23 protein-coding genes and 1 tRNA gene are annotated in these 25,981 nt (G+C 65.6%); 7 read left to right on the top strand and 17 right to left on the bottom strand.

Annotation, left to right across the window (positions count from 1 at the left end):
* Nucleotides 1-86: 86 nt before the first annotated feature.
* The gene (pnp, locus tag HWY37_RS11830; RefSeq protein WP_176088699.1) at nucleotides 87-2,252 is read right to left on the bottom strand and encodes a polyribonucleotide nucleotidyltransferase; all 2,166 of its coding nucleotides are present in this window, start codon (nucleotides 2,250-2,252) and stop codon (nucleotides 87-89) included.
* Between the two features lie 90 nt (nucleotides 2,253-2,342).
* Nucleotides 2,343-2,612, bottom strand: a complete 270-nt coding sequence (gene rpsO / locus HWY37_RS11835) for a 30S ribosomal protein S15 (RefSeq protein WP_006223612.1) — start codon at nucleotides 2,610-2,612, stop codon at nucleotides 2,343-2,345.
* Between the two features lie 311 nt (nucleotides 2,613-2,923).
* Between rpsO and HWY37_RS11840 the strand changes: the two genes are divergently transcribed.
* Entirely contained in the window at nucleotides 2,924-3,442 is a 519-nt protein-coding gene (locus HWY37_RS11840) for a hypothetical protein (RefSeq protein ID WP_175205053.1), read from the top strand.
* 58 nt (nucleotides 3,443-3,500) lie between these two features.
* Here the strand turns inward: HWY37_RS11840 and pssA are convergent, their stop codons facing one another.
* The 4 genes from pssA to HWY37_RS11860 form a co-directional block, all read right to left on the bottom strand.
* The gene (gene pssA, locus HWY37_RS11845; protein ID WP_175205054.1) at nucleotides 3,501-4,274 is read right to left on the bottom strand and encodes a CDP-diacylglycerol--serine O-phosphatidyltransferase; all 774 of its coding nucleotides are present in this window, start codon (nucleotides 4,272-4,274) and stop codon (nucleotides 3,501-3,503) included.
* Nucleotides 4,275-4,453: 179 nt separating this feature from the next.
* Nucleotides 4,454-5,470, bottom strand: a complete 1,017-nt coding sequence (ilvC, locus tag HWY37_RS11850) for a ketol-acid reductoisomerase (RefSeq protein WP_175205055.1) — start codon at nucleotides 5,468-5,470, stop codon at nucleotides 4,454-4,456.
* A gap of 76 nt (nucleotides 5,471-5,546) precedes the next feature.
* The gene (gene ilvN, locus HWY37_RS11855) at nucleotides 5,547-6,038 is read right to left on the bottom strand and encodes an acetolactate synthase small subunit (protein WP_006223608.1); all 492 of its coding nucleotides are present in this window, start codon (nucleotides 6,036-6,038) and stop codon (nucleotides 5,547-5,549) included.
* An 11-nt stretch (nucleotides 6,039-6,049) separates the two neighbouring features.
* Nucleotides 6,050-7,819, bottom strand: coding sequence for an acetolactate synthase 3 catalytic subunit (locus HWY37_RS11860; protein WP_258129260.1), 1,770 nt, complete (start codon nucleotides 7,817-7,819; stop codon nucleotides 6,050-6,052).
* Between the two features lie 418 nt (nucleotides 7,820-8,237).
* On the opposite strand from HWY37_RS11860, the gene HWY37_RS11865 reads away from it, so the two are divergent.
* Entirely contained in the window at nucleotides 8,238-10,460 is a 2,223-nt protein-coding gene (locus tag HWY37_RS11865) for an FUSC family protein (protein ID WP_175205057.1), read from the top strand.
* A 53-nt stretch (nucleotides 10,461-10,513) separates the two neighbouring features.
* Here HWY37_RS11865 and yaaA read toward each other — a convergent pair whose 3' ends face one another.
* The 3 genes from yaaA to HWY37_RS11880 all read right to left on the bottom strand — a co-directional run bounded on the left by yaaA (nucleotide 10,514) and on the right by HWY37_RS11880 (nucleotide 13,403).
* Entirely contained in the window at nucleotides 10,514-11,284 is a 771-nt protein-coding gene (gene yaaA / locus HWY37_RS11870) for a peroxide stress protein YaaA (RefSeq protein ID WP_175205058.1), read from the bottom strand.
* A 16-nt stretch (nucleotides 11,285-11,300) separates the two neighbouring features.
* Nucleotides 11,301-12,083 carry a 3-hydroxybutyrate dehydrogenase gene (locus HWY37_RS11875; RefSeq protein WP_042796640.1) on the bottom strand — a complete coding sequence of 261 codons (783 nt, stop codon included), beginning with the start codon at nucleotides 12,081-12,083 and terminating at the stop codon, nucleotides 11,301-11,303.
* Nucleotides 12,084-12,185: 102 nt separating this feature from the next.
* Complete coding sequence (locus tag HWY37_RS11880) at nucleotides 12,186-13,403, bottom strand: cation:proton antiporter domain-containing protein (protein WP_175205059.1); 1,218 nt, start codon at nucleotides 13,401-13,403, stop codon at nucleotides 12,186-12,188.
* 253 nt (nucleotides 13,404-13,656) lie between these two features.
* On the opposite strand from HWY37_RS11880, the gene HWY37_RS11885 reads away from it, so the two are divergent.
* Together HWY37_RS11885 and HWY37_RS11890 are read left to right on the top strand one after the other, a co-directional pair.
* A tRNA-Ser gene (locus HWY37_RS11885) sits at nucleotides 13,657-13,747 on the top strand.
* Nucleotides 13,748-13,961: 214 nt separating this feature from the next.
* A complete protein-coding gene (locus HWY37_RS11890) occupies nucleotides 13,962-14,309 on the top strand; it encodes a gamma-glutamylcyclotransferase family protein (RefSeq protein WP_175205060.1) in 348 nt (115 codons plus the stop codon).
* 88 nt (nucleotides 14,310-14,397) lie between these two features.
* Here the strand turns inward: HWY37_RS11890 and HWY37_RS11895 are convergent, their stop codons facing one another.
* Genes HWY37_RS11895 through HWY37_RS11905 form a run of 3 tightly spaced genes read right to left on the bottom strand, consistent with a single transcriptional unit; the run spans nucleotide 14,398 to nucleotide 17,646 of the window.
* A complete protein-coding gene (locus HWY37_RS11895; RefSeq protein ID WP_175205061.1) occupies nucleotides 14,398-15,015 on the bottom strand; it encodes a flavin reductase family protein in 618 nt (205 codons plus the stop codon).
* A 3-nt stretch (nucleotides 15,016-15,018) separates the two neighbouring features.
* Nucleotides 15,019-15,978, bottom strand: coding sequence for a carbon-nitrogen hydrolase family protein (locus tag HWY37_RS11900; RefSeq protein ID WP_175205062.1), 960 nt, complete (start codon nucleotides 15,976-15,978; stop codon nucleotides 15,019-15,021).
* A 15-nt stretch (nucleotides 15,979-15,993) separates the two neighbouring features.
* Entirely contained in the window at nucleotides 15,994-17,646 is a 1,653-nt protein-coding gene (locus HWY37_RS11905; protein ID WP_175205063.1) for an MFS transporter, read from the bottom strand.
* A 170-nt stretch (nucleotides 17,647-17,816) separates the two neighbouring features.
* Here HWY37_RS11905 and HWY37_RS11910 point away from each other — a divergent pair, with 170 nt between their 5' ends.
* Nucleotides 17,817-18,662: an IclR family transcriptional regulator gene (locus HWY37_RS11910; RefSeq protein ID WP_176088700.1), complete on the top strand. Its 846-nt coding sequence runs from the start codon at nucleotides 17,817-17,819 to the stop codon at nucleotides 18,660-18,662.
* A gap of 15 nt (nucleotides 18,663-18,677) precedes the next feature.
* On the opposite strand, the gene HWY37_RS11915 is transcribed toward HWY37_RS11910, so the two are convergent.
* The 3 genes from HWY37_RS11915 to HWY37_RS11925 form a co-directional block, all read right to left on the bottom strand.
* Nucleotides 18,678-20,264, bottom strand: coding sequence for an EAL domain-containing protein (locus HWY37_RS11915; protein ID WP_175205065.1), 1,587 nt, complete (start codon nucleotides 20,262-20,264; stop codon nucleotides 18,678-18,680).
* Nucleotides 20,265-20,362: 98 nt separating this feature from the next.
* On the bottom strand, nucleotides 20,363-21,343 hold the full coding sequence (locus HWY37_RS11920; RefSeq protein WP_176088701.1) for a Bug family tripartite tricarboxylate transporter substrate binding protein: 981 nt from the start codon (nucleotides 21,341-21,343) through the stop codon (nucleotides 20,363-20,365).
* A 108-nt stretch (nucleotides 21,344-21,451) separates the two neighbouring features.
* Nucleotides 21,452-22,579: a mandelate racemase/muconate lactonizing enzyme family protein gene (locus HWY37_RS11925; protein WP_175205067.1), complete on the bottom strand. Its 1,128-nt coding sequence runs from the start codon at nucleotides 22,577-22,579 to the stop codon at nucleotides 21,452-21,454.
* A 163-nt stretch (nucleotides 22,580-22,742) separates the two neighbouring features.
* On the opposite strand from HWY37_RS11925, the gene HWY37_RS11930 reads away from it, so the two are divergent.
* Nucleotides 22,743-23,621 (top strand): LysR family transcriptional regulator, encoded by an 879-nt coding sequence (locus tag HWY37_RS11930; protein WP_175205068.1) that lies wholly within the window; start codon nucleotides 22,743-22,745, stop codon nucleotides 23,619-23,621.
* 8 nt (nucleotides 23,622-23,629) lie between these two features.
* Here the strand turns inward: HWY37_RS11930 and HWY37_RS11935 are convergent, their stop codons facing one another.
* Together HWY37_RS11935 and HWY37_RS11940 are read right to left on the bottom strand one after the other, a co-directional pair.
* A complete protein-coding gene (locus HWY37_RS11935) occupies nucleotides 23,630-24,826 on the bottom strand; it encodes an amidohydrolase family protein (RefSeq protein WP_176088702.1) in 1,197 nt (398 codons plus the stop codon).
* A 65-nt stretch (nucleotides 24,827-24,891) separates the two neighbouring features.
* The gene (locus HWY37_RS11940) at nucleotides 24,892-25,089 is read right to left on the bottom strand and encodes a hypothetical protein (protein WP_175204981.1); all 198 of its coding nucleotides are present in this window, start codon (nucleotides 25,087-25,089) and stop codon (nucleotides 24,892-24,894) included.
* A 185-nt stretch (nucleotides 25,090-25,274) separates the two neighbouring features.
* On the opposite strand from HWY37_RS11940, the gene HWY37_RS11945 reads away from it, so the two are divergent.
* Nucleotides 25,275-25,787: an ASCH domain-containing protein gene (locus HWY37_RS11945; protein WP_175205070.1), complete on the top strand. Its 513-nt coding sequence runs from the start codon at nucleotides 25,275-25,277 to the stop codon at nucleotides 25,785-25,787.
* The last annotated feature ends 194 nt before the right edge of the window (nucleotides 25,788-25,981 follow it).

The following is a 25,981-nucleotide window of genomic DNA, read 5'->3' on the forward strand; positions in this document are numbered from 1 at the left end:
AGCGCGAAGAAGCAAGAAGATGAATCCGGCCAGCCCATGAAAAACGGCGCCCGAGGGCGCCGTTTCTTGCTACCGGTTACGCGAGCTTATTCAGCTTGCGGTTCCGATTGCGGGGCAGCTTCGGGAGCCGCAGCAGCTTGTTGCTGCTGCTCGATGCCGCCGATGGCCTTGATGGACAGGCGCAGACGGCCCTTGTCGTCGGCCTCGATGACCTTGACGCGGACTTGCTGGCCGACCTTCAGCACATCGTTGATGTTGGCGATGCGGTAGTTGGCGATTTCCGAGATGTGCAGCAGGCCGTCGCGGCCCGGCAGCACTTGCACGATGGCGCCGAAGTCCAGCAGGCGCAGCACCGAGCCTTCGTAGATCTGGCCCACTTCGACGTCGGCGGTCAGCTCGACGATGCGGCGCTGGGCTTCCTTGGCCTGCGCTTCGTCGACGCTGGCGATCACGATCGTGCCGTCGTCGGAGATGTCGATCTGCGTACCGGTTTCTTCGGTCAGCGCGCGGATGGTGGCGCCACCCTTGCCGATCACGTCGCGGATCTTCTCGGGGTTGATCTTGATGGTCAGCATGCGCGGAGCGAAAGCCGACAGCTCGCCGCGCGAACCGTCCAGCGCTTCCTTCATCTTGCCCAGGATGTGCAGGCGGCCTTCGCGGGCCTGAGCCAGCGCCACTTGCATGATTTCCTTGGTGATGCCCTGGATCTTGATGTCCATCTGCAGCGCGGTGACGCCGTTTTCGGTGCCCGCGACCTTGAAGTCCATGTCGCCCAGGTGATCTTCGTCGCCCAGGATGTCCGTCAGCACGGCGAACTTGCCGCCGTCCAGGATCAGACCCATGGCCACGCCGGCCACGTGATCCTTGACCGGCACGCCGGCGTCCATCATGGCCAGCGAACCGCCGCAGACCGAAGCCATCGACGACGAGCCGTTGGACTCGGTGATTTCCGAGACGATGCGGATGGTGTACTGGAAGTCTTCGGGAGCCGGCAGCAGCGGGATCAGCGCGCGCTTGGCCAGGCGGCCGTGGCCGATTTCGCGGCGCTTCGGCACACCGATGCGGCCGGTTTCGCCGGTGGCGAACGGAGGCATGTTGTAGTGCAGCATGAAGCGGTCGCGGTACTCGCCCATGAGCGCGTCGATGATCTGCTCGTCCTGCTTGGTGCCCAGCGTGGCCACAACCAGCGCCTGGGTTTCACCGCGGGTGAACAGGGCGCTGCCGTGAGCGCGCGGCAGCACGCCCAGGCGCACGCTGATCGGGCGCACGGTGCGGGTGTCGCGGCCGTCGATGCGCGGCTCGCCGTTCAGGATCTGACCGCGGACGATGGCCGATTCCAGCGAGAACATGATGTTGTCGACGGTCACGGCGTCCGGCAGCGACTCGCCCTTTTCGGCGGCGGCGGCGGCCAGCTTGGCCGACACGTCGGCCGACACTTCACGCAGCTTGGCGGTACGGGCCTGCTTTTCGCGGATCTGGTAGGCGGCGTTCAGGCCTTCCTGGGCAGCCGAGGTCACGGCGGCGATCAGGGCCTCGTCCTTGGCGGGAGCTTGCCAGTCCCAATCGGGCTTGCCAGCGTCCTTGACCAGTTCGTGGATGGCGTTGATGACGGCCTGCATCTGCTGGTGGCCGTAGACCACGCCGCCGAGCATGATTTCTTCGGACAGCTGCTGGGCTTCCGATTCCACCATCAGCACGGCGTTTTCGGTGCCGGCGACGACCAGGTCCAGCTTCGACGACTTCAGTTGCGAGGCGGTCGGGTTGAGGGCGTACTGGCCATCGATGTAGCCCACGCGCGCGGCGCCGATCGGGCCGTTGAACGGGATGCCGGAAATGGCCAGGGCAGCCGACGCGCCGATCATGGCGGCGATATCGGGATCGATCTCGGGGTTGACCGACAGCGTGTGGATGACCACCTGGACTTCGTTGTAGAAGTCTTCGGGGAACAGCGGACGCAGGGGACGGTCGATCAGGCGCGAGGTCAGCGTTTCCTTCTCGGAGGGCTTGCCTTCGCGCTTGAAGAAGCCGCCCGGAATGCGGCCGGCGGCGTAGGTCTTCTCGATGTAGTCAACGGTCAGCGGGAAAAACGTCTGACCCGGCTTGGCCTTCTTGGAAGCCACGACGGTGGCCAGGACGACGGTGTCCTCGATCGACACCACAACGGCGCCGGAAGCCTGGCGAGCGATCTCGCCAGTTTCCAGGACGACCGTGTGCTGGCCGTACTGGAACGATTTTGTCACTTTGTTGAACATGACGATTATTCCTTACAAATGAAAAACCGTGGCCGTCGCGACATGCGTCGCACCGACCACGGTTGCGTCATGGGGAGCCAGCCCCGTCGATCACTTGCGCAGACCGAGTTTTTCGATCAGTGCGCGGTACGAATCGGGATTGCGGCCCTTGAGATAGTCGAGCAGCTTGCGGCGACGGCTGACCATACGGAGCAGACCGCGGCGCGAGTGATGGTCCTTCATGTGTTCTTTGAAGTGACCGGTCAGTTCGTTGATGCGGGCGGTGAGCAGAGCCACCTGAACTTCGGGGGAGCCGGTGTCGCCTTGAGCGCGTTGGAATTGCGCGACGATATCGGATTTCTTGATGTCAGCTACAGACATTGATGACCTCTTCGGACATGCGACAGGGCCGAGGCGCCCTGACGTGGTTTGGAAAAAATTTGCGCGAACCTGGCTGAATTCGCTTTCTCACTGCTGCCATTGATGACTCAAACAGAACCCTGGAAACCGGGAGCAGGCGCGGTGTTTCGACACCGGAACCAGGCACCTGGGCCAGATCTGCGGCCAGCGCAAAGTATGTTGCAAGATCAATACACTTGATAAAGCTCGATGATTATAGCCGATTCGCTAGAATTACCCCAGTGAGGGCTGCCTGCCCCGCCGCAGGCCGCGATCCGACGTCAGGAGAACATATGTCTAAATATTACAGAACTGCCCGCGTCGCGCTTGTCGCCGCCGCCTTGGCCGGCCTGACCGCCTGCGCAAACATGGCCCAGATTCCGCCCGGCACCCCGTATGCCGACGTGCTGTCCAAGTTCGGCCAGCCCAATTTCGAATGCCCGCAAGCCGGCGGCGGACGCCGCGTGATCTGGACCCAGCAGCCCATGGGCCAGTATGCCTGGGGCACCAACGTCGGCACCGATGGCCGCGTGGGCCCCGTGGTGCCGCTGCTGACGGACGCCCATTTCAAGGTGCTGAGCGAAGGCGAATGGGGGCCCGACCGCGTGCGCTGCGAATTCGGTCCGCCCGCGCGCATCGAGGAAGCCGGCCTGGGCGAGAAGCGCGAGGTCGTCTGGTCGTACCGCTACAAGGAAAACGGCGTCTGGAATTCGCTGATGTACGTGTACATGAGCCGTGACGGCAGCAAGCTCACGCATTTCCATCCGGGCCCCGATCCCATGTACGACGACGACCGCTTCATGTGGCGCTGAAACGCCGCCCAAAAAACAAAACCCGCCGAGAGGCGGGTTTTGTTTTTGGGCAGGCGGATCAGGAAGACTGGCCGCGGCGTTCCTGCGTCAGGCGGCGGGCGCGGTTCCAGCGCCAGGCCCACATGACCCAGCCCGACAGGCCGTACAGCACGAACAGGCCGAACAGCACCACCGGGGGATCGCTGGACACGAACACGAACACGGCCACCACCAGCAGGATGCCCCAGAACGGCACGCTGCGGCCCAGGGCGAAGCTCTTGCCGCTGAAGAACGGCGCATTCGACACCATGGTGATGCCCGCGTACATGGTCAGCGTGAACGCCACCCATGCCATCAGGCTATCGTGGATGGGCAGCTTGTTGTCCACCGCCAGCCAGACGAAACCCGCCACCAGCGCGGCCGCGGCCGGGCTGGGCAGGCCCTGGAAGTAGCGCTTGTCCACCACGGCGATGTTGGTGTTGAAGCGCGCCAGGCGCAGGGCGGCGCCAGCCACGTAGACGAAGGCGGCGAGCCAGCCCCAGCGGCCCAGGTCGTTCAGGATCCATTCGTACATGACCAGCGCGGGCGCGACGCCGAAGGAGGTCATGTCGGACAGGGAGTCGTACTGTTCGCCGAAGGCGGACTGCGTGTTGGTCAGCCGGGCCACCCGGCCGTCCATGCCGTCCAGCACCATGGCCACGAAAATGGCGATGGCGGCGACTTCGAAGCGGTCGTTCATGGCTTGCACGACGGCGTAGAACCCCGCGAACAGCGCTGCGGTGGTGAACGCGTTGGGCAGCAGGTAGATGCTTCGGTGACGATTCTCGGAATCGCGCATGGAAAAATTGGGCATGGTCTCAATAACTTACAACGGACATTGAAAGGTTAACCCATCTGGCCCCGCTTGCGGGGCGGAGCAAGCGGCATGCCTGGGCGAATCGCCAGGCGTCCCAGCGCAAAAAAAACGGCATGCCCTCGCAGGCATGCCGCTTTGACCCGGATTGCGCGGGGCAAGCCCCGCGCCGGCCTGGATCAGTTCTTGGACTTGTCCACCAGCTTGTTGGCGGCGATCCAGGGCATCATGGCGCGCAGCTTGCCGCCCACTTGCTCGATCTGCGATTCCGCGTTGATGCGGCGGCGCGAGGTCAGCGTCGGGGCGCCGGCGTTATTTTCCAGGATGAACTTCTTGGCGTATTCGCCGGTCTGGATGTCCGTCAGGCACTGGCGCATGGCCTTGCGGGTTTCGTCGGTGACGATCTTCGGACCCGTTTCGTACTCGCCGAATTCGGCGTTGTTCGAGATCGAGTAGTTCATGTTGGCGATGCCGCCTTCATAGATCAGGTCGACGATCAGCTTCAGTTCGTGCAGGCACTCGAAGTACGCCATTTCGGGCGCGTAGCCGGCGTCCACCAGCGTGTCGAAACCGGCCTTGATCAGTTCGACGGTACCGCCGCACAGCACGGCCTGTTCGCCGAACAGGTCGGTTTCGGTTTCTTCGCGGAAGTTGGTTTCGATGATGCCGGCGCGGCCGCCGCCGTTGGCGCTGGCGTACGACAGGGCCACGTCACGCGCGGCGCCCGACTTGTCCTGGTACACGGCCACCAGGTGGGGCACGCCGCCACCCTGCTTGTACGTGTTGCGCACGGTGTGGCCCGGAGCCTTCGGCGCGATCATGATGACGTCGATGTCTTCGCGCGGCACGACCTGGCCGTAGTGCACGTTGAAGCCGTGGGCGAACGCCAGGGCGGCGCCGGCCTTGATGTTGGCGTGCACTTCCTTGTTGTAGACCGAAGCGATGTTCTCGTCGGGCAGCAGCATCATGACGATGTCGGCGGACTTGACGGCGTCGGCGACTTCCTTGACTTCCAGGCCGGCGTTGGCGGCCTTGTTCCACGAGGCGCCGCCCTTGCGCAGGCCGACCACGACCTTCACGCCCGAGTCATGCAGGTTCTGCGCGTGCGCGTGGCCTTGCGAACCGTAGCCGATGATGGCGACAGTCTTGCCCTTGACGAGGGAGAGATCGCAGTCTTTGTCGTAGAAAACTTTCATGGTTGTGCTCCAGATTCCAGTATTTTGGATAATTGTTTGGTTCAGATGTAGGGTGCGGCTTGGCCTGGAAGGCCGGTCAAATCTTCAAAATCCGTTCACCGCGTCCGATGCCGGACACGCCGGTGCGCACGGTTTCAAGGATGGCACTACGGTCCAGGGCCTCCAGGAAGGCCTGTACTTTTTCCTGCACCCCCGTCAATTCGATGGTGTAGGACTTGTCGGTGACGTCGATGATGCGGCCGCGGAAGATATCCGCCATGCGCTTCATTTCCTCGCGCTCCTTGCCGACCGCGCGCACCTTCACGAGCATCAGTTCGCGCTCGATGTGCGCGCCTTCGGTCAGGTCGACGACCTTGACCACGTCCACCAGGCGGTTCAGGTGCTTGGTGATCTGCTCGATGACTTCATCGGAACCGGTGGTCACGATGGTCATGCGCGATAGCGTGGAGTCCTCGGTGGGCGCCACCGTCAGGGTCTCGATGTTGTAGCCCCGCGCGGAAAACAGGCCCACCACGCGCGACAGCGCGCCGGGTTCGTTTTCGAGGAGGACGGAAATCACGTGCTTCATGGGTGGCCTCCTTACAGGTCTTCAGAGCCAAGCAGCATTTCGGTCAGCCCGCGGCCGGCCTTGACCATCGGCCACACGTTCTCGGTGCGGTCGGTGATGAAGTCCAGGAAGACCAGGCGGTCCTTGTGCTTCTTGAATGCCTCGCGCAGCGCCGGCTCGACGTCCGCCGGGCGTTCGATGCGCAGACCCACGTGGCCATAGGCCTCGGCCACCTTGACGAAATCGGGCAGCGAATCCATGTAGGACTCGGAATAGCGCGAACCGTAGTCGATCTGCTGCCACTGCCGGACCATGCCCAGGAAGCGGTTGTTCAGGCAGACGATCTTCGGCGTCAGGCGGTACTGGTGGCAGGTCGACAGTTCCTGGATGTTCATCTGGATCGACGCTTCGCCGGTGATGACGGCAACGTCGTGTCCAGGATTGGCCATCTGCACGCCCATGGCGTACGGCAGGCCCACGCCCATGGTGCCCAGGCCGCCGGAGTTGATCCAGCGGCGCGGCTTGTCGAACTTGTAGTACTGCGCCGCCCACATCTGGTGCTGGCCCACGTCGGAGGTGACGAAGGCGTCGCCGCCGGTCACTTCCCAGAGCTTTTCCACCACGTACTGCGGCTTGATGACCTCGTCCGAGTTGGCGAACTTCAGGCATTCCTTGCCGCGCCAGGTCTCGACCTGCTCCCACCATTTGGTGATGGAGGCGGGCTTGTGCTCGGCCGCGGCGATGTCGTACTGCGCGCTGAGATCGGCCAGGACGTCCTTGACGTTACCGACGATCGGGACGTCCACGCGCACGCGCTTGGAGATCGACGAAGGATCGATATCGATGTGGATGATCTTGCGCGCGTTCTGGGCGAAGTGCTTGGGGTTGCCGATAACGCGGTCATCGAAACGAGCGCCGATGGCCAGCAGCACGTCGCAATGCTGCATCGCCATATTGGCTTCGTAGGTGCCGTGCATGCCGGGCATGCCGACGAACTGGCCGCTGCTGGCCGGGTAGCCGCCCAGGCCCATCAGGGTGCTGGTGCAGGGCGCACCCAGCTGCGTCACGAGCTTGTTCAGCTCGGGCGCGGCGTTCGACAGGATCACCCCGCCGCCCGTGTAGATCATGGGCCGCTCGGCGGCCAGCAGCATCTGCACGGCTTTCTTGATTTGCCCCTGGTGGCCCTTGTTGACGGGCGCGTAGGAACGCATCGAGATCTCGCCCTTGGGCGGCGTGTACTTGCACTGCGCGACGGTGATGTCCTTGGGGATATCCACCAGCACCGGGCCGGGACGGCCGGTGCGCGCGATGTAGAACGCGCGGCGCATGGTTTCGGCCAGGTCCTTGACGTCGCGCACGAGGAAGTTGTGCTTGACGCAGGGACGCGTGATGCCGACGGTGTCGCATTCCTGGAAGGCGTCCTCGCCGATGGCCGCAGTGGGCACCTGCCCGCTGATGATGACCATGGGGATGGAGTCCATGTAGGCGGTGGCGATGCCGGTGACGGCATTGGTCACGCCCGGTCCGCTGGTCACGATGCAGACGCCGACCTTTTGCGACGAGCGCGAATAGGCATCGGCGGCGTGCACGGCGGCCTGCTCGTGACGAACCAGGATATGCTGGAATTTGTCTTGCTTGAAAATCGCGTCGTAGATGTAAAGCACCGCGCCGCCGGGGTAGCCGAAAACGTGTTCCACGCCTTCATCGGCCAGGCAGCGCACGACGATATCGGCGCCATTCAGTTCCATGTTGTCATTCCTTTCAGTACCGGCCCTGCAACCCTGACTGCTGCTCGCCCGGATACGGCGGCAACTGAACCCATACCGGTTCCGACAACATGATCCGGCGCTTTGCGGCTCACGGAGCCACGCCACCCGGACACCTTGCCGACCCGGCACACGCTCGACAGAACGCAGTGCAAACGCCCCTGGGGGACGCTGGAGGTCGAAATGGAAGCCTTGGCAACACACGCTTGTGGCGCGGCCAACGGCAGGTGTAACTGCTGCGGGATGGCTGGGAGGTGACCCTGGCAATCCGCCTCAACGCACCGGTTTCGGATAGGCAGACCGGCGCAAGTGGAGCAATTTACCGCGTTGCGTCAAAGGTGGCAAATCGACCTTTCCCAGGGCGTTGCGTGGAAGGTTCGGTAACCATCCGGCCCCAAAAATCTGAACAGTCTCTCTATACTTGTTTCGTCATCCAGAACCAAGCCGCCGCCTCATGGATTTGCGCATCGCCAGCATCCGCCGCTTCCTCTACAGCCACTACTTCTTCGGAGGGGTGCGGCAGGGGGTGGGGATGCTGTTGCCCGTGCTGGTGCTGGGCGGGCTGTTCGGCAACTACACCACCGGACTGGTCGCGACCTTCGGCGCGCAATGCCTGGCCATCATCGACCAGCCGGGCGGGCCGCAGCGCCACCGCACCAACGAGATGCTGGGCGGCGCCGCGCTGGGCACGCTGACTGTCATCATCACCGGCCTGGCGTCATCGCATCCCGTGCTGATCTGGCTGGCGGTCATCGTGCAGTGCTTCGTCTATTCGATGTTCACCGTCTTCGGCAAGCGCGGCGGGCTGATCGGCTTTGCCGGCCTCTTGCTGATGACCCTGACCATGCACTCTCCACTGGCGCCCCATGAGGTGCTGGCGCACGCCGCGGCCACGCTGGGCGGCGCGCTGTTCTACGTGGCGTTCAGCCTGGGGTTTTCGCGCCTGTTCTGGCTGCGCGAGGAACAGCAGGCCATGTCGGTGGCGCTGTTCGCCACCGCCGACTACGTGGCGGCCCGCGCCACGTTCTACGACGACACGGCCGACCTGGACGACGCCTACCGCGAGCTGATCCAGCGCCAGTCGGTCATGACCGAAAAACACCAGGCGGCGCGCGACATGGTGCTGCGCGCCCTGCCCCGCGGCAAGGGCCTGGGCGATCGCCAGCGCGTGATGCTCTGGAACATGTTCGTGGACATGCTGCAGCTGCTGGACACGCTGGTGGCCACCCATACCGATTACGCCGCGCTGCGCCGCGCGCTGGCCGGCAACGACTGCCTGATGTTCATGCGCGACGCGCTGGTGAAGATGTCGCTGGAGCTCAACCGCATCGCGCTGGACGTGTCGCGCGGGCGCAAGGTGCAGTACCGCAGCAGCGCCAAGGCCGAGCTGCGCGCCATCGAATACGAGATCGAACAGCTCAAGCAGCAGGGCCTGGGCGAACGCGAACCCGAGATGCTGGCGCTGATCATCCAGGTGCTGCGCCGGCTGCGCAATTCGGCGCGCATCGTCGACCGCCTGGCCGACCACACCGCCGCCTCGCCCGACGCCAAACCGACCGACGTGCTGCGCATCAACAAGTCGCTGACGCGCTTCATTTCGCGGCAGGAGTTCCGCGTGGGGCTGCTGACCAGCAACCTGCGCCTGGATTCGCCCCACTTCCGCTACGCGCTGCGCGTGACGGCGGCCGCGGCGATCGCCATGACCCTGGCCAGCCAATGGCTGTCGCCGGCGTTTTCCGCGCACAACTACTGGATCATGCTGACCATCGTCATCATCATGAAGCCGGGTTTCGCGCTGACCCGCCAGCGCAATAGCTGGCGCCTGACGGGCACGCTGATCGGCTGCATCCTGGCCCTGCTGCTGTTCAACCTGACCGACCGCCCGGAACTGCTGTTCGCCGTGCTGCTGGGCGCCTGCATCATGGGCAACAGCCTGGTCCAGCTGAACTACATGGCCAGCGCCACCTTCAACACGCTGTTCGTGGTGCTGGTGTTCCACTTCGTGTCGCCGGGCACGGTGTCCATGTCGGTGATCGGGGAACGCGCCATCGACACGCTGATCGGCTGCGCGCTGGCGCTGATCTGCAGCTACATCCTGCCCTGGTGGGAGGCCCGCTACCTGAAGCCGCTGGCCGCGGCGGCCACGCGCGCCAACCGCGAATACCTGATCGCCGGCCTGCGCTACGTCGAGGCCATGCAGGCCCACGGCGCGCCGGTGGGCGCGGCCGCCGGCGAGACCCCCGCAGTCACGGACGCCGACCTGGCGTGGCGGCTGGCGCGCAAGAACGTGCATATCGCGTTCAGCAATTTCGCCGAGGCCTTCTACCGCATGATGAGCGAACCCAAGTCGCACCAGGTGAGCGTGCCCGAGCTGAACAACCTGCTGATCCAGAACCACATCCTGGCCTCGCAGATCACCGCGGCCATACCCATCCTGGCCAGCCTGCCCGCCACGCCCGAGGCTGTGCAGCGGGCGCTGACCGGCATGGTGGACTTGCTGGACGAAAACCGCGCGCAAGCGCCCGCCAACCTGCCCACCCAGTTCGAGACCGAAGGCGAACAGGCGGCCCTGGTTTATCCGGTCAAGCAGATGCTGAAGGCCGCGCACATGATCCGCCAGGAACTGCACGCGCTGGCCGATCCCACGCACGCGCCGCCGGTCGCGGCTGCGGCGTAATCCCCGCGGGGCTGGGGAAGGAAGCCGTCCCGGGCTCAAGGCCCGGGACCTGATCAGACCTTGCGGCGGAACACCAGCTTGTCTTCCGACGAGGCGGCAGCGTCGAACTTGTAGCCTTCCAGGTCGAAGCCTTGCAGGCCTTCGGGCTTGGACACCTTGTGCAGGATCGCGTAGCGCGCCATCAGGCCGCGCGCGCGCTTGGCGTGGAAGCTGATGACCTTCCAGGCGCCGTTCTTCCAGTCCTGGAACACGCACTGCACCACGCGCGCCTTGAGGGTCTTCAGGTCGACCGACTTGAAGTATTCCTCGGACGCCAGATTGACGATCACGGGCGCCTTCTGGCCGGCCTGCCGTTCGTTCAAGTAGCCGGCGATGGCCGAGCCCCAGTACTCGTACAGGTTCTTGCCCTTGGGCGTGGCCAGGCGCGTGCCCATTTCCAGACGGTACGGCTGCATCAGGTCCAGCGGGCGCAGCACGCCGTACAGGCCGCTCAGGATGGCCACGTGCTCTTGCGCCCAATCCAGCTGCTTGGCCGACAGGGTGGCGGCTTCCAGGCCTTCGTAGACGTCGCCATTGAAGGCCAGCACCGCCTGGCGCGAATTGGCCTGCGTGAAGCTTCGCTTCCAGTGCGCATAGCGTTGCACGTTCAGCTCGGACAGCGCCGGGCTCAGGCTCATGAGTTCGGAGATGTCCTCGGCCGACTTGGTCTTCAGCACCTTGATCAGGCCGGCGGCCTGATCCACGAACAGCGGCTGGGTGTGCGTCTCGATGTGCAGCGGCGAGTCGTAGTCCAGCTTCTTGGCGGGAGAAAGCAGAAACAGCATTCCAGAATTCCTTTTATCAGCGTGCCGTCCAGCCGCCATCGACCGAGACGGACGTTCCAGTGATTTGCGCGGCGGCGTCCGAGGCCAGGAACACGGCGGTGCCTCCCAGCTGTTCCGGCGTCACGAATTGCAGCGAGGGCTGTTTCTCGCTCAGCAGTTCGCGCGCGGCGGTTTCCTGGTCGACGCCGTTCTTTTCCGCCAGCGCGGTGATCTGTTTTTCCACCAGCGGGGTGCGGACCCAGCCCGGGCAGATGGAGTTGGCGGTAATGCCCTGCCCCGCCGTTTCCAGCGCCGTGACCTTGGTGAAGCCCACCACGCCATGCTTGGCCGCCACGTAGGCCGACTTGTTGGCCGAAGCCACCAGGCCATGGGCCGAGGCGATGTTGATGATGCGGCCGAAACCCTGCTTCTTCATGTGCGGCAAGGCGGCGGCGGTGCCGTGGAACACGGCCGACAGGTTCAGCGCCAGGATCGCGTCCCACTTTTCGGCGGGGAAGTCCTCGATCAGGGCGGTGTGCTGGATGCCGGCGTTGTTGACCAGGATGTCGATGCGGCCCATCTGGCGCACGGTGTTCTCGACCAGCTCGCGCACGGCAGCGCCCTTGGACAGGTCCGCGCCGTCATAGATCACCTTCACGCCGTGCTTGTCCGCCAGGCCGGCGCGCACTTTTTCGATTTCGGCCGCGTCGCCGAAGCCGTTCAAGACGATGTCGGCGCCTTGCTGGGCAAAGGCGGTGGCGATGCCGAGGCCGATGCCGCTGGTGGAACCGGTGACGAGGGCGACTTTTCCTTTAAGCATGAGCATTCTCCTGTGGTCGGGCGCGAGGGACGGGCCAGGCAGGCGTCAAGTGTAGCTGCCCGGCAAGACGGCAATCATGCCATGCCCGCACGTCCCGCAGGGTCATCCGGCGGGCGGCGGATCGCGCGGCGCGGGCGGCGGTGGCGTCTCATGCCGGACCGACTCCGCCGTGGGCAGGTCGGCCATGCCGCCGCGCTTCTCGGGGATGAGTTCCAGCAGCTTGATCAGCACGGGCACCACGCCCATCGAAATCGCCACGATCACCGACAGCAGGTCGCGCTGCTCCAGGTTCATCAGGTGGTTGTCCCAGGCTTCATTGAAGATGGCAAAGCTGAATTCGCCGCCCTGCGCCAGCACCACGGCGAACAGCAGCCGGTGATAGCGCGGCAAGCCCAGGAAGCGCGCAAAACCGTACAGGATCAAGGCCTTGACCAGCAGCAGCGCGGTCACGCCGGCAAAGATGAAGCGCCAATGGTCGGCCACCACCGTCAGGTTCACGGACATGCCGATGGCGACGAAGAACAGGCCCAGCAGCAGGCCCTTGAAGGGCTCGATCGCTCTTTCCAGATCGTGACGGTAGCGGGACTCCGCCATCAGCACCCCCACCAGGAAGCCGCCCAGGCCGCCGGACAGGCCCGCATAGTCGAACAGCTGGGCGGCGCCCACCACCATCAGCAGCGCGGCGGCGGTGAACAGCTCATTCAGCTGCGCCTTGGCCGCCCAGCCCAGCAGCCGCAGCCGGTAGGCCGCGCCGACCACCACCACGGCCACCAGGGCTTCCTTGAAAGAAGGAGCCGAGGTGCCGTCCGAGCCCAGCAAGCCGGCCGCCACCAGCATCGGAATCGCCGCCATGTCCTGGAACAGCAGTATCCCCAGCGCCGACCGGCCCAGCGGCGTGCGCGTCAGATCGCGCTCGTCCAGCAACCGCAACGCCACCGCCGTGGACGACAGCGCCAGCGACAGGCCGCACAGGATCGCCGCCTGCCACTCCATCCCAGCCAGATGCCGCAAGGCCGCGCCGAACACCAGCGCCAGCATCAGCCCGCAGGCCAGCATCTGCAAGGCTCCCAGCATGAAGACTTCATTGCGCATGGCCCACAGGCGCTTGGGCGACAGCTCCAGCCCGATGATGAAGAGCATCATCACCACGCCCCATTGCGACACGCCGATCATGGTGTCCACATTCGTGACCAGCTTCAGGCACGACGGCCCCACCAGCACACCCGCGAGCAGGTAGCCCGGAATGGCGCCCAATCCCAGCAACTGGGTGAAGGGCACGCACAGCACGGCCGCGAGCAGGAGGATGAGGATCAGATCCATGGGACGGCTGGATTCCAGGATGAGGGCCGGGGGAGCAACGGCTGCCGGGAGCGGAAGGCCGGCATATCGGGATTCTGGGCAAAGAACGCCGCCGCTGGAAGCTGCATGAAACCCGCTGTAGAAGGCTTTCTGCCACCCCCTTTACACAAACAAAAAAAATCCTGTAGAATTGCGGGCTTCGCTGCTTCGACAACGAAGATCCTTCCGACCAGGGATCTTTTAGTGGAAACCCCACCGTTACGAAACCCAGCAAGGAGAGGTGGCAGAGTGGTCGAATGTACCTGACTCGAAATCAGGCGTACGGTATCCCCGTACCGTGGGTTCGAATCCCACCCTCTCCGCCAGTATTCGCTTTCGGTGAATTCACCGGAACACCAAAAAACCCGCATCCCTCACCGGACGCGGGTTTTTTTCATTCCGGCCGGCCACGGCCATCGGGGATGGCAATCGAAGCATGCGCGGTTCCCAGCCAACCCCGGAGCCGCCCCCGCCAAGCCAGTAGAACTCCGCCCGCGCGGGCAACTCACCGAAGCCCGCAAACCTCGGGAGCAACGGAACGTGTCGGATAGTCGGAATTGCCTGCTGTTTTCCTACGGAACCCTGCAGCTGGAAAAGGTCCAGCTGGAATCCTTCGGCCGCCTGCTCGACGGCGAGGATGACGCCATGCTGGGCTACAAGCAGTCCATGGTCGAGATCACCGATCCCGAGGTTCTGCGCAAGAGCGGGCAGAAATTCCACCCCATCGTCAAACCTACCGGCCAATCGCAGGACGAGGTCCCTGGCAAGGTGTTCAGCATTACCGAACAGGAGCTCGCCGCCGCCGACAGCTATGAGGTTTCGGACTACAAGCGCGTGCGCGTGCCCTTGAAGTCTGGCAAGGAAGCCTGGGTGTACGTCCTGGCCTGACCGGGAAAGCGGGGAATCGCCGGCAAGCCGGCGGATTCCCCTGAAGCGCTGCCGGCGCCGCAATCAGCGCCGGCGGCCATGCCTCGCCTCACAACGGCGCCGTCGGCCGCGCCAACTGGAACAGGTCCGTGCTGCGCGCGTACCACCCGCCGCCATGCATGCGCGCGATCAAACCCATGGCCGGCGTGTCCATGTAGCCGCGTTCGGCATCCAGCACGTAGGCATCGTCGACATGGGCGCCCAGCACCCGGCCGATCACCACGAGCTGGCGCGGGCCGGTCACGATGGTCGCCTGGCTGACGCATTCCAGCGATACCGGGGAGCCCTTGATCAAGGGCGGACGCACATGCGACGCCGGCAGCGCGGTCAGGCCGGCCGCCGCCATTTCATCCACGTCCGCCGGATAGTCGGCGCAGGTCTGGTTCATCTGCGCGACCAGCGACTCCGGCACCAGGTTCACCACGAACTCGCCGTTCTCGATGATGTTGGCGCCGGAATCCTTCAGTTCGCCGCTGGCATGGCGCATCAGGCCGATGGCGACCGTCGGCGGCTGATGTCCCATGACATTGAAGAAGCTGAACGGGGCCGCGTTGACAACGCCTTTGCCGGACACGGTGGTGAGCCACGCGATGGGCCGCGGGGTGACGGTCGATGTCAGCACGTTGTAGACCGTCTGCGCCGGCAAGGCGCCAAAATCAAAATGCATGGATCAGGCCTCCTGCTGCTGGCCGGGGTTGAAGGTTGATACGGCGCGCTTTTCGCGGGTGTCGACCTGCAGCTGGAAGACGTCGGGGCGGGCGTAATGGCCGGACACGTCGAAATCGTACTTGCCGCGCAGGATCTGGTTGGGGTTGATGTCCGCGTACAGAATCGTTTCGGCGGAGAAATCCGGACCGGCCAGCACTTCGCCCAGCGGATCGATGATGGCGCTGCCGCCGCGCATCAGCACGGTGTCGGGCGCATCGCCCAGCGCGCACTCGAAGTCGTCGGGATAAGCGTCGCGGCGCAGGTGCTGGCAGGCCGTCAGGACGTAGCAGCGGCCTTCCAGCGCGATGTGGCGCATGCTGGGGATCCAGGAATCGCGGTCATCGGCGGTCGGTGCGCAATACAGCGCCACGCCCTGGCTGTACATATACATGCGCAGCATGGGCATGTAGTTCTCCCAGCAGATGACGGCGCCGATCTTGCCGTAGGGGGTGTCGAAGACGGGCATGGTGGAACCGTCGCCGAAGCCCCAGATCAGGCGTTCGCCGGCGGTGGGCATGAGCTTGCGGTGCTTGCCCGCCAGCCCTTCCCGGCCGTTGAAGTACAGCACGGTGCAGTACAGCGTGCCGCCGTCGGCCTCGATGCAGCCCATGACCACGAAGCTGTCGGTGTCGGCCGCGGCCTGCGCCACCAGCGCGACTTCCTCGCCGTCCAGGCGGATGGCCTGGTTGTGATAGCTGGCGAAGGCGTCGCGGCCTTCGGGCTTGCGCATGCCGATGGGCGCGCCGAAGGAGTTGCCCTTGGGATAGCCGCCGAGGAAGGCCTCGGGGAACACCAGCACCCGGGCGCCCTGCTCCGCCGCCTGGCGGATCAGGGATGCCGCCTTCTCGGCGCAGGCGACGCTGTCGGTCGGGATGGATGCCGCCTGGATGACGGCAGCCTTGAAGCTCTGTTGCTTGGACATGTCTCTCCTTTCTTGTCAGTGCGCGGGGTCTTCGTCGATGGCGCGGGCGCGGGTGTTCGGCAGGAACAGGCTGCCGATGACGCCGACCACCGCGGTCACGACGACCGGATACATCAGGCCGCCGAAGATATTGCCGCTGGCCTGGGCCAGGTAGGTGGCGGTAAAGGGCACGATGCCGCCGAAGATGCCGGCGCCGATGTGGTACGGGAAGGATAGCGCCGTATAGCGGATGCGGGCCGGGAACAGCTCGACCAGATAGGACGCGACCGGGCCGTAGACCATGGCGACGACGGCGGTCATCAGCACCAGGATCAGGATGATGGTCGTGCGGTCGACGCGCGCGGGATCGGCGCGCTCGGGGTAGCCGGCGGCGGTCAGCGCGCTGGCGTAGGCGGCGCGGTCGAAGCCGTTGACGGTCGTGCCGCCCACGCTCATGGCGATGCTCTGGCCGGGCAGCGGCGCGGCGTATTCGAAGTTGATGCCCTTGCCGACCAGGAATTTCTTGGCCTGCACGCAGACCTTCTTGTGGTCGGCGTGGCTGCCGATCATGGCCGCCTGCAGCCCGAAGTCGCAGGCGCCGCCGCTGGTGTCGGCATGCACGCGCACCGGAGTGCTCTGCATGGCCTGCGCCAGGGCGGGGTTGCCCGCCTTGAGCAGCACGTCGAACATCGAGTGGTAGCCGACGGCCGCGATGAACAGGCCGACCATCATGATCCACTTGCGGCCGATGCGGTCCGACAGCCAGCCGAACAGCACGAAGGTCGGCGCGCCGATGATGAAGCCGATCAGGATCAGCGTGTAGACGCTGGTCTGGTCCAGCTGCACCGCCTGCTGCATGAAGATCATGACGTAGAACTGGCCGGTGAAGTAGGTGGCGCCCTGACCGGCGGTGACGCCGATCAGCGCCAGCAGCACCAGCCTCAGGCTGGACCATTGGCCGAAGGTTTCCTTGACCGGGTTCTTGGACAGGCGGTTCTGCTGCTTCATGCGCGTGAACACGGGCGACTCATGCAGCTTGGCGCGCACGTAGATCGACACGGCCAGCATCACGATCGACAGGATGAACGGCAGGCGCCAGCCCCATTGGCGGAAATCTTCCGCGCTCATCATGGCCTGGGTGGACAGGATCACGATCAGGGACAGGATCAGGCCCGCCGACGAGGTGATCTGGATCCAGCCCGTCAGCAGCCCGCGGCGCTTGGGCTCGCAGTGCTCGGCCACGTAGATGACCGCGCCACCGTACTCGCCGCCCACCGCCAGGCCCTGCACCACGCGCAAGGTCAGCAACAGGATCCACGACAGGTGGCCCGCCGATTCATAGGTGGGCAGGCAGCCGATCAGCACGGTCGCGCCGCCCATCATCACCACGGTGATCAGGAAGGTGTACTTGCGGCCCAGCTTGTCGCCCAGGTAGCCGAACAGCACCGCGCCCAGCGGCCGGATGATGAAGCCCACCGCCAGCGCGCCCAGCGCGGCCAGCAGCGCCACGGTGGGATTGTCCTGCGGGAACAGCACCTGGCTCATGAAGACGGCCAGGGTCCCGTAGATGAAAAAGTCGTACCACTCGAACAAGGTGCCCAGGGTCGAGGCCACCACCACCTGGCGTTCCTCCTTCCTGCTGAGCGTCGGGCTCGCGTCGAGCCCTTGCATTGCCACATTCGCTTCCATGCGTGCGTTCCTGATGCGTTCTAAATTGATAATGCTGTAGTCATTAACTATTATCAAACTTAAGCCAGGATCTGAAAAACTAGGGGAAACCCGGCGAACGGGTTCTCCCCCCGGGCGGAAGCGGTCGCGGCCGCTGCTACACTGCCGCCAGAAAATCAGTGGAGGCAGCAATGGCAAGGCCCGCCGGCAAGGTTGAAAAGAATGCGGAACAGGCGCCCACGGCCGCGCGCAGGGGCATCCAGTCGATCGAAGTGGGGTTCCGGATCCTGGACGTCATCCGCAAGGCCGGCCGTCCCCTGCCCCTGAAGGAAATCGCCGACGCCTGTGAGCTGACGGTGCCCAACGTCCACTACTACCTGGTGAGCTTCCAGAAAGTGGGCGTGGTGCAGCAGCATGCGGACACTGGCCACTACGGCCTGGGACCCTACGCCCTGCGGCTGGGCCTGGCGGCCCTGGAGCAGTTCGACGTCTTCACCACCGCGCGGCCCATCATGGCCGAAGTGGCCGCCATCACCGGCCACACCGTGTTCCTGGGCGTGTGGGGCAACAAGGGCCCGACCATCGTCTACCGCGTCGAAGGCGCGCGCAGCCGCCCCCTGCTGGAATTGCGCGTGGGCAGCGTGTTGCCCCTGCTGTCATCGGCGCTGGGCCGCAACTTCCTGGCCCACCTGCCGGAAGCCAGCACGCGCGAACTGCTGGAACAGGAAATGGCCTCGTCCGGGCTGGACGGCCATGGCGCCGCCGGCAAGTCCTACACGCAGCGGGACGTGCAGGCCATCCGCGACGAGGTGCTCACGCACCACCTCAGCCGCTGCCGCGATGCGCTGCTGCCGCACTTCACGTCGCTGTCGGCGCCCATCTTCGACATGCTGGGCGAAATGAAGGCGGCGATCACGCTGATGGGGCCGGTGGGCGCCATCGACGACGACCTGCAATCCGACACCGCGCGGCTGCTGAGCGAAAAGGCCCGGTCGATTTCGGCCACGGCGGGTTGGGTGGAGCCGCAGGCGCGCTGAGCGCGGCGGCGAGGCTCAGGCCCGCGCGTCGGGCAGTCGCCCCGGCGGCGGCGTGCTGGCCACGTTCTTCCTGTAGTAGCCGATGAATTCCGGCGCCGGCATGGGTTTGCCGTAAAGCCAGCCCTGGCCGAAGTCCACGTTGCGGGCGATCAGGTGGTCCGCCTGTTCCTGGCGCTCGATGCCTTCGGCCACGGTCAGCAGGTTCAGCGACTTGGCCATGTCGATGATGTGGTCCGTGACCTTGTGTGTCGCCGAGTCGGTGCCTATGGTGTCGACGAAGGACTTGTCGATCTTCAGCGAGTCCAGCGGCAGGCGCTGCAGATAGGACAGGCTGGAATAGCCCGTGCCGAAGTCGTCGATGGCCACCGCATGCCCTTGCGCCCGGGCCTGTTCGATGACGCTGCAGGCCTTGTCCACGTCCATGAAGCCGCGCTCGGTGGCTTCCAGCCAGATCTGCCTGGGATCGATGGCCGTGCCCTCCAGCATGCGCTGCAACACCCGCAGCGCCTTGCCGTCCTTGAGATCGCTGGCGCTCAGGTTGACGGCGATGTGCGCGCCGCGGTCCTCGCCCAGCAGGTCTTCCATGTCGCGGATCACCAGGCGGAACACCTCTTCGGTGATGCGGGTCATCAGCCCGTTGTCCTCGGCGATGGAAATGAACAGATCGGGCCGCAGCGTCTTGCCGCTGCGCCTGACCCACCGGACCAGCGCCTCGGCTCCTATGCAACGGCCGGTCCGCAGATCGATGATGGGCTGGTAGTGCACGACGAACTCGCGCCGCCTGACGGCGGTGGCCAATTCGCCCGCGATCGACAGGCGGCGGCGCGACAGCCAGACCACCAGCCCGATCATGACGGCCGCGACCAGCGCGCCCATGGGCAACCAGAACAGGCGCTCGCGCGGCAGCATGTCCAGCGCTTCGGTTTGCGGTTCGAGCAGGACCACGGCCAGGTCCGCATTCCGGGCCACGGCGCTCAGATAGGCTTCATCGATGTCGAGCTTGCCGCCATTGAGCGCCTGGGACACGAGCACCAGATCCGGATTGTTGCGGGTGCCGAGCATGCCCACGCCCGGCAGGACCACGGCCAGCTGGGAGCCGTCGGCGGCCGCTCTCTCGGTGAACCTGCCCGGTTCGAGCAGGGCGCTGTAATCGCCATGGCGCACGGCCACCATCCGGATGCCGGGGCTCTGGACCGGCACCGCGTCCAGCACCAGGCGGCCGCCGTTGGCCAGATCGACCTGGGCGGGAACCAGGGGTTCGTCATAGGCCGGCACGCCCCAGGTGGTGCATTTGACGACGCCGCCGGCCACGAAGGCCAGGTCGTCCACGGCCCGGTCGCGCAGCGCCAGGGCCCGCATGTGGCGGATGTGTTGCGGCGAACAGGGCTCGAATGCCACATCGTCCAGATCGCGCAGCATCGCCACGGTCTGGTCCAGCATTTCCTGGGTGTCCTTCAGGATCCGTTGCGCCTGGCCGTCCAGGTAGCGCTGCTCGCCCGCGACGGCGCGGGCCCAGGACATGTGCAGCGCGAAACCGATGGGCAACAGCGCCGCGGCGGCGGCGAGAGCGATGGCGATGCCTATTACATACTTGCGCGGCATCGAAGCCGTCCCCTGGAATCGCCGGCTGGCGAGGTTATATCTTTTTACACTTTTTGGGGGGCTAGTGTCTCCATCAATTTCCGCCCGCCGGCGGACCTTCAGCCTTCGGCGACGATCTTGGCGTCCTTGATGGTCTGGGCGTACTTCTGCTGCTCCTGCTTCATGAAGTCCGCGAAGCGCTGCACGCTACCGCCGCCGTCCTCCGCGCCCACCTGCGCCAGTTTCTCCTGCACGTCCGCCATCGCCAGGACGCGGTCGATGTCCTGGTTCATGCGCTGGACCATGGCCGCAGGCATCTTGCCGGGGCCCACCATGCCGAACCAGATGCTGGCCTCGAAGCCCGGATAGCCCTGCTCCGCCACCGTCGGCACGTCGGGCTGGCTCTTGGAGCGCTGCTGCAGCGTCTGCGCCAGCGCGATCACCTTGCCGGACTGCACCAGCGGCGTGGCCGTGGTCATGCCTTCGAAGCAATACTGCACGTGGCCGCCCAGCAGGTCGTTCATCAAGGGCGCCGAGCCCTTGTAGGGCACGTGCAGCACGTCGATGCCAGCGCGGGCCTTGAAGATCTCCAGCGCCAGGTGCTGCGCCGAGCCGCTGCCGGCCGAGCCGAACACGATCTTGCCCGGCTGCGCCTTGCACAGCGCGACCAGTTCCGGCAGCGTCTTGGCGGGCTGCGAGGCGCCGCCGATCAGGATGGTGGGCGTCTTGCCGACCAGCGCGATAGGGGTGAAATCGCGCTCCACCGAATAGGCCAGCTTGGGTTGCAGGCCGGGCGCGATGCCATGGCTGTTGACGTGCGCCATCAGCAGCGTGTTGCCGTCGTTGGGCTGGCGCGCCACCTGCTCGGCGGCGATGATGCCGGCCGCCCCCGCCCGGTTCTCGACGATGACCGGGATGTTCCACATCACGCCCAGCTTCTGCCCCAACAGGCGCGCCAGCACGTCGGTGCCGCCGCCTGCGGGAAAACCGACCACGATCTTCACCGGTCCGTGCGGCAGATCCTGCGCGCGCGCGGTTGCCGGCAGGACCAGCGCCGCCCCCAGCGCCGCCGCGCTGGTCATGAATTGCCTACGTTGCATTGCCGTCTCCTTGCGCGCCGGTCCATGGGCCGGCGACTGCTTATCGAAATACTGTCATCACACGCCGCCGCCGGCCATCTCCGCGGCCTGGCGGCGGCGTCCCCGGCCTCAGCGGCCGACGCGGGTCCACTTGCCGTAGCGTTCCACCATGCGTTCGTCGAAGCCGAAACCCAGGCCGGGCTCCTGGTGCAGCACCACGCGCCCCTGCTTGTGGGTCAGCTGGCGGTCGACCAGCCTGCGGAAGTTCAGGACCTGGTCGTCCCAGAAGAATTCGACATAGCGCGCGTTCGGCGTGGCCGCGACCAGCGGCGCGTGCACGTCATGGAACCAGTGCGGGCAGACCACCACGCCATAGCTGGCGGCGGTGGCGGCGATGCGCTTCCACTCGGTGATGCCGCCGCAGACCGCGGCGTCAGTCTGCAGGATGCCGGCCGCGCCCTTGTCCAGCAGCTCCTTGTGATACCAGCGGCCGTAGCCGATCTCGGCGGTGGCGATGGGCAGGCGGGTCAGGCGCGCCAGCTTGGCATGGCTGTCGATGTCGTCGGGGCCAAAGGGCTCTTCGATGAAGTAGGGGTCGTACTGTTCGAAGCGGCGGATGTACTGCATGGCCTGGGTCACGTCCTGCCAGGCGTTGTTGCAGTCCATCATCAGTTCGACGTCGGGTCCGATCGCCGCGCGCGCCGCCTTCAGGCGCGCCTCTTCCTCGGCCGGCGACAGGCGGCCCGTCTTCATCTTGACCGCGCGGAAGCCCTTGTCCACGTAGCTCGCCATTTCCTCGCCCAGGTGCTGCGGCGTCTTGCCGTCCAGGTAGTAGCCGCCGCTGGCATAGGCCGGCACGGTTTCCAGCTCGACCGCGCCCAGGAATTTGTGCAGCGGCAGACCGGCGGTCTTGGCGTTCAGGTCCCACAGCGCGATGTCCAGCGCGCTCAGCGCCCGCATCACCGTGCCCTGGCGGCCCTGGAGCAGGGCTTCCTGGTACATGGTCTGCCACAGTCCTTCGACCGCATGCGAATCCTTGCCCAGCAGCACCGGCGCCAGCAGGTTCTGCACTGCGGCTTCGAAGATGGCGCCGCCGGCGCTGCCCACGTAGCAGAAGCCGATGCCTTCCACGCCGTCGGCCGAGCGGACCTTCACCAGGCCGTAGTGCCGCGTGGACACGCTGCGGTTCGAGAACGAAGTGACTTTATCCAGCGGCACCGCGGCGGCGCACACGTCTATGGATTCAATGATGGGCACAACTGGCTCCTTGGTTATCGGGAAGTTCCGGCAGGCGCGGCCGTCGCGCCTTGCGCGGCCTCGACGCTCTGGGCGTATTCTTGCCGCCGCCAAAGAAAACAACAATTATCTTCATCCATCTTTAGAATATGGAAAAAGCATCTTTCATGGAGACCATGGGAACGTGGATTCGCGCTTTCTGCAAACCTATGTGCACGTGGTCGAGCTGGGCTCCATCGCCCAGGCCGCGCGCCACCAGGGACTGACGCCCGCCACAGTGCAGCAGCGCCTGCGCGCGCTGGAGGCGGACATGGGCAGCGCCCTGATCGCGCGTTCCGGCCGAACCGTGAAGCCGACGCAGGCCGGCATGCGTATCCTGGAACGCGCCCGCGCCATCCTGCGCGACGTGCGCGACCTGCGCTCGGCCGCGTCCGACACCGAACTGCCCGCCGGCCCGCTGCGCCTGGGCGCCACGCCCACGGCGCTGACGGGCATCATGCCGCCCGTGCTGCGCACCTGGGTTGCGCGCCATCCGCACATCGAAATCTATATAGAGCCCGCCCCCACCACCCTGCTCTATGCCAAGGTGCTGTCCGGCGAGCTGGACGGCGCGCTGCTGGTGCATCCGTTGTTTGCCATCCCCAAGACCTGCGCCTGGCGCGACCTGCGCCAGGAGCCGCTGGTACTGGTGACGCCCGCCGGCATGAAGGTGCGCGACCCGCTGGAGGTCCTCGCGCGCGAACCCTACATCTGCTATGACCGCAGCGTGGTGGGCGGCAAGATGGCGGACGACTACCTGCGCGCGCGCAGCCTGCGGCCGCAGGTGCGCTTCGAACTCGATGGCATCGATTCCATCGCCAAGCTGGTGTCGGAAGGATTGGGCGTGGCGCTGCTGCCGGATTGGGCCACCACGGGCGAGCCGTCAGCCCGCGTCAGGCGCTGGCCCTTGCCGCAGCCGTGCCCGGTGCGCACGGTGGGCGCGGTCTGGCTGCGTTCCGGCGTGCGCGCGACGCTGATGCAGGCGTTCGTGGAATTGGCCGAGACCGAGCTCGGCCTGGCCTGAGCTGCGGATCAGCCCTGCGGGCTCGCGTCGCGGCCGTCGCGGGCCACGACCACGCCGCCGGACACCACCAGGCGGCGCGGCGGCCGCGCCGCCACGGCTTGCGCGATGCAACTGGCGTCGACCAGCACCAGATCGGCGCGCGCGCCCGGCTCCAGGCCATAGCCAGTAAAGCCACAGGCCCGGGCCGCGGCGGCGGTCACGCAATCGAAAGCCCATTCGACCTCGTCGTCGCGCCGCAGGTCGTTGCGCAGGCCGATCAGCATGGCGCGCGCCACCATGTCGGGGCTGCCATAGGGCGTCCAGGTATCGCGGATGCCGTCGTTGCCGCCGAAGATCGTCACGCCGGCCTCGCGGCAGGCGCGCACGGCCGGCACCGGACGCGAAGGCGGCGCCGTGGTCAGCAGGGCCACGTCCAGCGCAGCCAGCCGCCGCAGCAGCCCGTCCAGGCGCTTCGCATCCACTCCGCCCAGGCAGAAGGCATGACTGATGACGACCTTGCCCTGCATGCCCAGCGCTTGCGTGCGGTCCAGGATCAGGTCCAGGGTGAACGCGCCGAGTTCGCCCGGCTCGTGCAGGTGGATATCGATGGGCTTGCCGTGTCTGTCGGCGATGCCGAACAGCACGTCCAGCGATCTGGCCGGGTCGCGGTCGATGGCGGACGGATCCAGGCCGCCCAGCACATCCGCGCCCTGGCCGAGAGCCTGGTCCAGCAACTCGGCCGTGCCAGGCCGTATCAGCAGCCCCGACTGCGGAAAGGCCACGGTCTGGATTTCCAACCGGCCGGCCAGTTCGGCGCGCGTGGCATGCACGCCATCCAGATGCCGCAGCCCGGCTTCGGTGTCGATATCGACGTGGGTACGGATGCGGGTCGTGCCTTCGCGCAGGAAGGCGAGCGCCAGGGCGCGCGAATGGCTGGCCGCGTCGTGCCCGGTGCGGGCGCGCCAGGCGCGTTCGTTGTCGATGCGGTCGGTCAGCGCCGGCCCCACTTCGTTCACGTACCAGGGCGAATCCCAGGTGGTCTTGTCCAGGTGGGTATGGCCTTCGACCAGGCCCGGCAGCAGCAAGGCGCCGCCGCCGTCTTCCACCGGCACGCCCGGATCGGCGCCGAGTCCGGGGCCGATAAGCTGGATGCGCCCGTCGCGCACCAGCACGTCCACCGCCGCGCCTTGCGGCGAGCGGACATTCTTCAACAACAGGTCGGTCATGGCAGGATTCCAGGCGCGGCACGCTGGCCGGCCCGGCCCAGACCGGGAGCCGCGTGCAGGCTAGCTCAGGCTTGGGGCGGTTCGATCCAGAAGAAGCGTTCGCCCTGGCGGACCATGTCGGCCACGCCTTCGGCGCCGATGCGGTAATCCGTGCCCATCAGCGTCGCGCCGCCATCTTCGTGAATATGGATGATGGCCAGCGGGTCATTTGCCATGGTGTACCAGTAGTACCCAGGCTTGAGATTGTGCAGGTCAGTAGTCATGTTTCGAGTATACAAACTTCCCCGCGCCGTATTCAAAAAGACACACAAATCCGGAGCATGCCTGACATGATGGGCATGACACGGCATACTTCCCTGTGCAGCCGCCTGCGCAGCAGGCAACGCGCCGTCCGGATTTTTCGTCAATGGCAGCGCATATATGTTGATCGTGAGGAGAGCCGCGCAGCATGAAAAAGCAGTCTCTTCAATTCAGCGAACCGCTAATCCAGGCCATCCTGGACGGCCGCAAAGTGCAGAGCCGCCGTATTTTGAAACCTCAGCCGACCAAACTGACTACAGTCTGGTATGCGGATGCCGCGGACTCTGGCAAATGGGTGGCCATGGGCCCCTCGCTGGATAACCCTTCCGAACTGCGCAAAACCTCCAGCTGGGTCAGATGCCCTTTTGGGAAAACAGGTGAAAGCATCGAATTGACGGACGAAACCGGCAAGCCTTTCGCCACGGCCGTCATCGTGGGTGTGCGCATCCAGCGCCTGCAAACCTTGTCCGAGGCCGACGCCCGCGCCGAGGGTACCCAGGCCCTGTATCAGTCCTCTGCCCTGCTGCCGGGCGTACCGCTGCAGACCGCCTTCGCCTTGACCTGGTGCGAACGCTATGGCTCGCATGCCTGGGCCGCGAACCCCTGGGTATGGGTGGTGGAATTCCGCCGCCAGCACCCTGACGACGAGCAGGAAGCCTAGGAAACTGGCGCATCGGCGCAACGCCGTTACCCGGAAACAGGGGCGGATAGTGACCGCCTGTAACCGGCGCCCCTGGCTTCACCTGATTCCAGGCGATTTCAATCCATTTCAATGACGGCCTCCCCAGAGCGAAGACTTGCTGCTGCGAGGCAACATCGCGCGAACCACGCCCTGGGGGACGGTTGCGGATTGTC

The organism is Achromobacter anxifer (assembly GCF_903652925.1).
Taxonomy (GTDB): Bacteria; Pseudomonadota; Gammaproteobacteria; order Burkholderiales; family Burkholderiaceae_B; genus Achromobacter; species Achromobacter anxifer.

Bases quoted from the DNA above. Each gene is read 5' to 3' on its own strand.
- HWY37_RS11945 (WP_175205070.1), top strand. From the start codon at position 25,275: ATGAAAAAGCAGTCTCTTCAATTCAGCGAACCGCTAATCCAGGCCATC.
- ilvC (WP_175205055.1), bottom strand. From the start codon at position 5,470: ATGAAAGTTTTCTACGACAAAGACTGCGATCTCTCCCTCGTCAAGGGC.
- HWY37_RS11920 (WP_176088701.1), bottom strand. From the start codon at position 21,343: ATGCAACGTAGGCAATTCATGACCAGCGCGGCGGCGCTGGGGGCGGCG.
- HWY37_RS11905 (WP_175205063.1), bottom strand. From the start codon at position 17,646: ATGGAAGCGAATGTGGCAATGCAAGGGCTCGACGCGAGCCCGACGCTC.
- ilvN (WP_006223608.1), bottom strand. From the start codon at position 6,038: ATGAAGCACGTGATTTCCGTCCTCCTCGAAAACGAACCCGGCGCGCTG.
- HWY37_RS11865 (WP_175205057.1), top strand. From the start codon at position 8,238: ATGGATTTGCGCATCGCCAGCATCCGCCGCTTCCTCTACAGCCACTAC.
- pnp (WP_176088699.1), bottom strand. From the start codon at position 2,252: ATGTTCAACAAAGTGACAAAATCGTTCCAGTACGGCCAGCACACGGTC.
- pssA (WP_175205054.1), bottom strand. From the start codon at position 4,274: ATGCCCAATTTTTCCATGCGCGATTCCGAGAATCGTCACCGAAGCATC.
- HWY37_RS11880 (WP_175205059.1), bottom strand. From the start codon at position 13,403: ATGGATCTGATCCTCATCCTCCTGCTCGCGGCCGTGCTGTGCGTGCCC.
- HWY37_RS11935 (WP_176088702.1), bottom strand. From the start codon at position 24,826: ATGACCGACCTGTTGTTGAAGAATGTCCGCTCGCCGCAAGGCGCGGCG.
- HWY37_RS11940 (WP_175204981.1), bottom strand. From the start codon at position 25,089: ATGACTACTGACCTGCACAATCTCAAGCCTGGGTACTACTGGTACACC.
- yaaA (WP_175205058.1), bottom strand. From the start codon at position 11,284: ATGCTGTTTCTGCTTTCTCCCGCCAAGAAGCTGGACTACGACTCGCCG.
- rpsO (WP_006223612.1), bottom strand. From the start codon at position 2,612: ATGTCTGTAGCTGACATCAAGAAATCCGATATCGTCGCGCAATTCCAA.
- HWY37_RS11895 (WP_175205061.1), bottom strand. From the start codon at position 15,015: ATGCATTTTGATTTTGGCGCCTTGCCGGCGCAGACGGTCTACAACGTG.
- HWY37_RS11875 (WP_042796640.1), bottom strand. From the start codon at position 12,083: ATGCTTAAAGGAAAAGTCGCCCTCGTCACCGGTTCCACCAGCGGCATC.
- HWY37_RS11910 (WP_176088700.1), top strand. From the start codon at position 17,817: ATGGCAAGGCCCGCCGGCAAGGTTGAAAAGAATGCGGAACAGGCGCCC.
- HWY37_RS11840 (WP_175205053.1), top strand. From the start codon at position 2,924: ATGTCTAAATATTACAGAACTGCCCGCGTCGCGCTTGTCGCCGCCGCC.
- HWY37_RS11900 (WP_175205062.1), bottom strand. From the start codon at position 15,978: ATGTCCAAGCAACAGAGCTTCAAGGCTGCCGTCATCCAGGCGGCATCC.
- HWY37_RS11915 (WP_175205065.1), bottom strand. From the start codon at position 20,264: ATGCCGCGCAAGTATGTAATAGGCATCGCCATCGCTCTCGCCGCCGCC.